The organism is Cupriavidus sp. 01L46 (assembly GCF_056399905.1).
The window spans coordinates 1-488 of sequence record NZ_JBFTSF010000719.1 but is presented as its reverse complement, the minus strand read 5'-3'; the positions used below and the strand labels follow the sequence as shown (position 1 = coordinate 488).

Genomic DNA, 488 nt, shown 5'->3' with positions numbered 1-488 from the left:
GCGACCGCCAGGCTCAGCGCATCGGCGCCGGTCTCGGTGTAGGCCGCATCCTGGATGAAGGTGTAGTCGGCCCGCAGCGACGGCGTGAAGGTGGTGGTTGGCTGCAGGTTGAAGACGCGGCCGATGCCGGCGCCGACGTGCGCGTTCCAGCTGTTGTAGCTCGACGACGCACGGCTGTTCAGCCCGCCGAAGTTGATGTTGCGCTGGCCCTCGTTGCGGCCCGCGCCCAGGTCGGCCTGCACGCTGATGTCGGTGCGCGGATCCAGGCTGTAGCTGCCGTAGCTGATCAGGCGATAGCCGTCGACGCTGGCGCTTTGCGCGGCCACCGGCGAGTTGCCGTCGATGCGGCTGTGCATGTAGGAGAACGCACCGCCCACGCGCACATTGTCGGRGACCACAGTGTCGGCACCCAGCACCATGCCGTAGGTGTTGGCCTTGTAACCTGCCACGCCATCGCGGTCGCCCTGCTTGGCCCACGAGCCCATGGG

Annotated in this window: 1 protein-coding gene; it reads right to left on the bottom strand. The window is 68.0% G+C overall.

All coding sequences use genetic code 11. The features are described 5' to 3' along the window. Positions 1-488: autotransporter outer membrane beta-barrel domain-containing protein (locus tag AC1DS3_RS39485; protein WP_477129481.1), on the bottom strand; the 488-nt coding region annotated here is incomplete at both ends.